Source organism: Lacinutrix sp. MedPE-SW, from assembly GCF_001874145.1.
In the GTDB taxonomy this organism is placed as follows: Bacteria; Bacteroidota; Bacteroidia; order Flavobacteriales; family Flavobacteriaceae; genus Lacinutrix.
Genome location: NZ_MPCX01000013.1, coordinates 88384 through 95526, shown reverse-complemented (window position 1 = coordinate 95526; position 7143 = coordinate 88384). Strand labels below are relative to the sequence as shown.

The 7143-nt window shown below is 30.6% G+C and carries 8 protein-coding genes and 1 tRNA gene; 4 read left to right on the top strand and 5 right to left on the bottom strand.

From position 1 onward, the window contains the following. Positions 1–239: 239 nt before the first annotated feature. The 5 genes from BM549_RS12390 to BM549_RS12370 all read right to left on the bottom strand — a co-directional run bounded on the left by BM549_RS12390 (position 240) and on the right by BM549_RS12370 (position 2921). Positions 240–650 carry a hypothetical protein gene (locus BM549_RS12390; RefSeq protein WP_290470560.1) on the bottom strand — a complete coding sequence of 137 codons (411 nt, stop codon included), beginning with the start codon at positions 648–650 and terminating at the stop codon, positions 240–242. A gap of 158 nt (positions 651–808) precedes the next feature. Further along, a complete protein-coding gene (locus BM549_RS12385; protein ID WP_290470559.1) occupies positions 809–1198 on the bottom strand; it encodes a hypothetical protein in 390 nt (129 codons plus the stop codon). Between the two features lie 129 nt (positions 1199–1327). Further along, a complete protein-coding gene (locus BM549_RS12380; protein WP_290470558.1) occupies positions 1328–1885 on the bottom strand; it encodes a hypothetical protein in 558 nt (185 codons plus the stop codon). A 199-nt stretch (positions 1886–2084) separates the two neighbouring features. Next, positions 2085–2528, bottom strand: coding sequence for a hypothetical protein (locus BM549_RS12375; protein WP_290470557.1), 444 nt, complete (start codon positions 2526–2528; stop codon positions 2085–2087). Positions 2529–2845: 317 nt separating this feature from the next. Then, a tRNA-Phe gene (locus BM549_RS12370) sits at positions 2846–2921 on the bottom strand. A 190-nt stretch (positions 2922–3111) separates the two neighbouring features. Between BM549_RS12370 and BM549_RS12365 the strand changes: the two genes are divergently transcribed. The 4 genes from BM549_RS12365 to lptC are packed head-to-tail and all read left to right on the top strand — an operon-like array spanning position 3112 to position 7066. Next, on the top strand, positions 3112–3840 hold the full coding sequence (locus BM549_RS12365) for a type III pantothenate kinase (RefSeq protein ID WP_290470556.1): 729 nt from the start codon (positions 3112–3114) through the stop codon (positions 3838–3840). Continuing rightward, positions 3840–5153 (top strand): hypothetical protein, encoded by a 1314-nt coding sequence (locus BM549_RS12360; RefSeq protein ID WP_290470555.1) that lies wholly within the window; start codon positions 3840–3842, stop codon positions 5151–5153. The genes BM549_RS12365 and BM549_RS12360 overlap by 1 nt, the downstream gene beginning before the upstream one ends. 20 nt (positions 5154–5173) lie before the next feature. Continuing rightward, the gene (locus BM549_RS12355; RefSeq protein WP_290470554.1) at positions 5174–6511 is read left to right on the top strand and encodes a hypothetical protein; all 1338 of its coding nucleotides are present in this window, start codon (positions 5174–5176) and stop codon (positions 6509–6511) included. After that, positions 6512–7066 (top strand): LPS export ABC transporter periplasmic protein LptC, encoded by a 555-nt coding sequence (lptC, locus tag BM549_RS12350; RefSeq protein ID WP_290470553.1) that lies wholly within the window; start codon positions 6512–6514, stop codon positions 7064–7066. It abuts the gene before it with no gap. The last annotated feature ends 77 nt before the right edge of the window (positions 7067–7143 follow it).

The window sequence follows — 7143 nt, the reverse complement described above, 5'->3', positions numbered from 1 at the left end:
TTATTATCGCTAAGACTTGAGGCTTTAGCCATAATTCAACACTACTTTATCTAAAAATTACGAACACTTCCGTTATGTTTGGGGAAATTAAACCTAACGGTCTCGTATAACCGTCAGTTACGGATAAATATACGAAGTTTTTCGGTTTAGAACTGACGTTAGCAATTCCGAGTGGATTCGGACGTAGTCGAATCCGCCGTAATTGCGGCTATACATTGTTGGCAAATCGTTTTTTATTTTCATAATATTTTAATTCCGATAAAAAGAGTAGCTACAATTATAATCAAAAGTCCAAACGAAAATAATTTGTCAGAAACTTTTACGTGAGGATTTTTTGCTCCAAGTCCGTCATTTATTTCGTCCGAATATCTTAAAAAAAGAATGAAATCTCTTTTATGTATGTTTTCACTAATCTTTTTAAAAAGTCGGTCAAAAATCCAATAAACTATTGGAACACAAAATCCGAAGTACATAACCTTATCATCTCTAAATTCAGATTTTGAGTACAAAAGTCCAAATATTCCGAATGCTAAAAGTCCGATGCAAATCAACCACACTATTTTTTCGGTCATCCATTTCTTTTTCCTTGTGTAAAGAATAAAGAAACTAACTCCGAGTGCAATTCCAATTCCGATTATGCTATTATCCAATTCAGTTTATTTTTCTTTTCCGTAAAGTTGCTCTTAAATGTTTGCCAACGTGTTTGTATAAGAATAGTTGCGGGTTTGCGTGCGAGGAATTTCCGAAGGAAATTCAGAAGTAGCAAATACGCAACTACCTTTGTTTAAGCACAAAATAGCAATTATTTTTATACGGTGTTGTGCAACGTTTTTATTTTTTCGTACAGTTTATTTTCCAATTCGACTGATTTTTTCACATCCACACTTTCAATTCCGTAAACCCATTCATTTTCGTATTCAGTCCAATTAGTTTTTTCCGATGCTATTTTTAATCCGATTTTGGTCTCAATTGACTCAATTACTTTAAATTCAGGATTTGTCATTTTAACAACTCTCACATAATTTTCGGAAATCAATTCAGAGAGTATTTTTCCGCAAACAAATTCAGTTCCGTTTTGAGATTCCAATTCAGAGTAATATTTTTTTACAGCATTATTCAATTCGTAGATTCCTTGAATATCGTCATTTATCGAATCAATTAATATGAATTTTATATGTTCAAATATTTCCGAATTCATTTTCAGAGTGTGATTTGGCAAATGTTGCACAACGTGTTTGTATAAGATTAGTTGCATTGTTTAAGCAACTAATTTAGCAAATACAAACCGAATAGAAAATCCGCGAGGATTTTCGTAAGTAGGCTTGCACTAGCAATTAATTTTATACGGTGTTGTGGTGCGTTTTTTTGTCCAATTCTTAAATTCCAAATTTACGTTCACTTCTTGAATTCCGTGAATTTTCTTTTCAAAATCAAAACTCGGATTATATTCAATTCCGTATTTGTTTATTGTTTCATCTATTTTTAGTTTGTCAAATCTCGCTTTCTTTTCTTTTTTTCTAAATCCGTTCAGTTTAGAGTAAGCAATTCCGAGAAATGTGAATCCAGCTCCAATTATTCCAATTTTCACATACCATAGAAAAATGCTATGTATAGTCCAATCGGAAAAAAAATATCCGCCAATTATTAATAGGAATCCGCCAATAATAGTCGAGTAAAAAGTCCAATGAATTGATTTTTTATTTCTGCGTAATATTTCTAATTCGATATTTGCAATTTCTAATATTTCTTGAAATTTTTTGTCGAGTGTAATTTTTGAGCAAGTATTATTAAAATCAGGTTTTTTATTAGTCAAATTACAAGTCAATCCTTTTTCCAGACTAGATATTCTATTATCACATAAATCACAATGTCGTGAAAAATTCATTAAAATTTCAGTTAAGTTTGAGTTAGTTTTTCGGTTTCGGTTCGTTTTGGGTAAATGCACCACAACGGTTTTGTGTATGGTTAGTTGCGTGTTTAAGCAACTAATTTAGCAAAAGTGGACGAGCCAGAGGAATTTCCGAAGGAAATTCCGAGTAGACCTGTACCAAGCAATTAATTATACACGGTGTTGGCTGTAGTTTTTATTTCAGTTTTTCATATTCAGCTATCGGAAAGTCATGTTCAACCCATTTTTTCCGATATTCATCTGGTCCAAGTTCAATCATTATTTCATTCAGCACGTTTCTAACTTGGTTTATATATTTAGGAACTGTTGTTTCTCCTTTAAATACAGATTCAAAATTGTTTTCGTCAATCAGATTCCAGCTCCACCAATCTTTATACCATCTCAATTCATAGTCAATTTTATTTTCGTCTTTTCGATTCAAAATTAGCACGTGTTCTCCAGGTTCTTCCATAAACACAACAGATTTAAAATCCTTTTCACGAATTTCAATTGCAGATTCAGCGAGTTCTTTTAAAGAATCGTTTAGATAGGAAACAGCAAATTTTGTCCGTTTTTTTCCATTGCCAATTTTTCCATTTGCCCATCCACTTCCAACTATTTTATATTCAATCTCAATCATTTCTCAAATTACAGCCAACTATTATATATACCAAACATAATCATTTTGTACCGGTTAGCAAACAAATTTGGCGGTATATACCAACTTTTGTTAAAGTTTGTATATATTTTATTTTTGGCAGGTTATCGCAACTTTTGCGAAAGGTTAAAGCTTATAGCGTAAGTAAAGGCTTGTTAATTTTAAAATGTAGATAGTAATGGTTTTTTTAATTATCAAGAAGGTGAAATATGCAAAATATAGAAATTTGTAATTAAAGTTTTCTAATAGTGTAGCTTATTAAAACCAAAAAACCCGATTCATTTGAATCGGGTTTTTAGTGGTGGTGCCTCCAGGAATCGAACCAGGGACACAAGGATTTTCAGTCCTTTGCTCTACCAACTGAGCTAAGGCACCAGTTGCATAAAAATGCGAGTGCAAATATAGTCTCAATTTTAATACTTGCAAAAGAAAAATTGTAAAATTTTAATAATTTTTTAATTTTTATTTAATTATAAATTTTAATATTTACTTAAGTGAGCATAATATCAATTAATTACAATCGTTTTTTAAGTTGGTTTTGTAAATTTGTTTTTCATTTTAGAGTATGAATTTAATTATAGATGTTGGTAATACATATACAAAAATTGCCATTTTTGAAGATAATAAGCTTATTAATAAAGTAAGTGTAAAAACTGTAAATAGTAAAAACGAAGTTGCAAAATTTAAAAAAAAATATAAAACTTTAAATAGTGCAATTGTTTCTTCTGTAGGAGATTTAGACAAAGAAACGCTGTCTTTTTTAAATAAAGAATTTAAACTTCAAGTATTATCTCATAAAACAAACCTTCCGTTTAATAACTTATATAGTACGCCAAAAACATTGGGTATAGATAGAATTGCATTAGTATGCGCATCAGTAGAACAGTTTCCAGATAAAAATGTTTTAATTATAGATGCAGGAACATGTATTACTTACGATTTTATTAATACCAAAAATGAATATTTAGGAGGTGCCATTTCGCCAGGAATACGCATGAGGTATAAGGCAATGCATAATCAAACAGCAAATTTACCGTTATTAGAAACAAAAACGCCAGAAAATTTTATTGGAGACGCAACAGATACTGCAATGCATTGTGGCGTTGTAAATGGTGTTTTAAACGAAATTGATGGAAGTATAACACAATATCAAGAGAAATTTTCAGATTTAACAGTAATTTTAACAGGTGGAGATGCTAAAATGTTGTCTAAACAATTAAAAAGTAGCATATTTGCCAACTCGAATTTCCTTTTACAAGGATTGAATTTTATTTTACAATATAATAAACACTAATGATTAAAAAACTTGTATTAGTTTTTATTGCACTATTTGCAATCAAAAGTTACGCCCAGGAAACAACAGCTTCGCCATATTCTTTTTACGGTATTGGTGCTTTAAAATTTAAAGGTACTGTAGAGAATAGAAGTATGGGAGGATTAAGCATATATAAAGACAGTATACATGTTAATTTAAGAAATCCTGCAACTTACGCAGACAATAACTTAAGTGTTTTACCTTTTAATGGCGAAAGTAGACCTGTGAAATTTACCGTTGGAGCAGGAACCACTTCTACCAATCTAGAAAGTAATTCTGGAGAAGCAAAGGTGAATTCTACAACTTTCGATTATTTAGCGCTATCTATTCCAGTAGGAAAATTTGGAATAGGTTTTGGCTTAATGCCATATACAGCTGTTGGGTATAAGTTGGAAAATATTAATAGTCAAGGCAATATAGATACTAGGTTTAGTGGTGAAGGCGGTTTAAATAAAGCTTTTTTCTCTGTAGGATACCAAATAAATAAAAATTTTAGTGCAGGTATAGATGCTAACTATAATTTTGGAAACATCCAAAATAGTACAATCCAGTTTAGGTATAATAACGAAGGTGATCCATTACAAACACAATCAAGAGAAAATAACCGTTCAGATTTAAGTGGATTAAATATTAACTTAGGTTTACATTATAAAGGTAAAATTACCGATAAATTAGAATTGCAATCTGCATTAACATATTCTCCATCAAGTAATTTAGTTTCAAAAAATACACGCTCATTTTCTACAATAACAATAGATAGTTTTAGTGGTAACGAATTCGAAATTAATACTATTGATGCAGATTTAGAATCTTCAGGCTTAGACGAAACAGAGTTAACATTACCATCTAGATTTTCAATTGGTTCTGGGTTAGGAGAACCAAATAAATGGTTTGCAGGTGTAGAATATACATCTCAAAATACTAGCGATTTTTCAAATGAATTGTATAGTAATACAGGAACAACTTTTGAAAATGCATCAACAGTATCATTAGGAGGTTTTTATATACCAGAGTATAATAGTTTCTCAAGTTACTTTAAAAGAGTGGTTTACAGAGCTGGATTACGATTTGAAAACACAGGATTAAACATCCAAAATCAATCAATTAAAGAGTTTGGCATATCTTTTGGAGTAGGATTACCAGTTGGAAGATTATTCTCTAATACTAACTTAGGTTTCGAAATAGGAAACAGAGGAACAACAGATGCTAATTTAATAAAAGAGAATTTTGTAAAATTTCAATTAAGTTTATCGCTTAACGATAGATGGTTTAACAAAAGAAAGTATAACTAAACAAAGTAAAATTTAATAATATGAAAACTAACATCACACTATTCGTTGCGTTTTTATTTCTAGGAACAACTTTAGGTTTTTCTCAAAATGAAGAAGAATGTAACCAAACACTGTCTATAATGACAGAGTATGTAAAAGCAAAAAACTTTAAAGCAGCTTACGAGCCTTTTAAAAAGTTAAGAACCGAATGTCCAAAATATAATCCAGGTGCTCAATTTAAGTACGGTGAAGATATGTTTGAAGGTTTAATTGATGAGACTGAAGGTGATGTGAAAAAAGGTTATATTCAAGAATTAAGCGACCTTTGGGATGCTAGAATTGTAGAATATGCAAAAAAATCTCCTAAAGGAAAGTATTTAGCTAAAAAAGCAGAACTTAGATACGATAACAGAAAGTTATTAGGTTTAACAGATGCTATGATTTATAATGAATTTGATGCTATTTACAAAACAGATTTAGCAAACTTTAAAAGTCCTAAAGGATTATATGTTTACTTTAAGTCTATGGTAAGCCTTTACGATGCTAAACAAAAAACAGCTCAAGAACTTTTTGATAAGTATGATGATGTAGTAGATAAATTAGAGAAAGAAACAGACTTTAATACAAAGAAATTAAACGAGTATGTTGAAAAAGAGGCTAGCGGTGCAACTTTAGCAAAAAAAGAAGCACGTTACAAGAAATTTTACTCTCAAACAGTTAATGCTTTAGAAAAAATTGCAGGAAGTGTTGATACAGAGTTAGGAGATAGAGCAAACTGTTCTACTTTAATTCCTCTATACCAAAAAGATTACGAGGCTAATAAAAATAATGGTCAATGGTTACAACGTGCAATGAATAAATTATATTCTAAAGGTTGTAAAGAAGATCCAATGTTTGTTAAAATTGTAAAGCAAAAAAACACAGTTGAACCAAACGAAGATACAGCTTACTACCTATACCTAATAACAGGAGAGCAACAATACTTCGATCAAACGTTATCATTAACAACAGATCCTTTGAAGAAAGCAAAATTATATAATAAAATTGCTAAAGATTTTAAAGCTAAAGGGAGTTACGGTAAAGCTAGAAACTACTACATGAAAGCAATGGAGTTAAATCCATCAAGTAAAAATGCACATTTACAAATTGCAAACATGTATGGTAATAGTGCTAAAAACTGTGGGTCAGATAACTTTACTCAAAGAGCAGTATTTTGGTTAGCAGCACAAGAAGCAGAAAAAGGAGGAAACGCTTCTGCAGCATCAAGATATAGAGGTTTAGCTCCTACAAAAACCGAAATATTCAATAAAAGTATGGGAGGAAAAACCATAAAAATTGGATGTTGGATACAAAGAAGTGTAACAGTACCAAATATATAAATGAAAAATAATTCATTACATATTATTAAAAACGGAGTCATAGCATTTGCTATGACTTTGTTTTTTTCTTGTAATAACAATTTTAAAGAGGTTAACAAAATAGGTGTATCTGCAAATGAGCCACAAGGAGTTGCCGAAAATATTAATGCAAAACGAACAGATTCTGGTCGCGTTGTAGCTAATTTAATTAGTAAAAAAATGCTGGATTATGGAAATAGAAAATTTTCATATTCAGAATTTCCAGAAGGCGTAAAGCTTCATATTTACGACGAGAATAACCATAAAAACACTATAGTTGCAGATTATGCAATTTTGTATGCAGAAACCGATGTTATCGACTTACAAGGTAATGTGTTAATTTCAACCTTCGATAAAGATACATTGTATGCAGAACAATTGTATTTTGACCAAAATAAAGAATGGCTTTTTACAAATTCACCAGTAACTTACAAGTCAGACGGTTACATAACGCATGGTAGTGGTTTTGATTCAGACAGAAACTTTACAAAAGCCGAAGTATTAAAAGTTAGTGGTACCTTTTTAGTAAGCGACTAATTTTTTATTATCCTAAATGGAGTGATACACACTCAAACTTTTTATATATCTTTACTATAATAATTACAGATTAACCA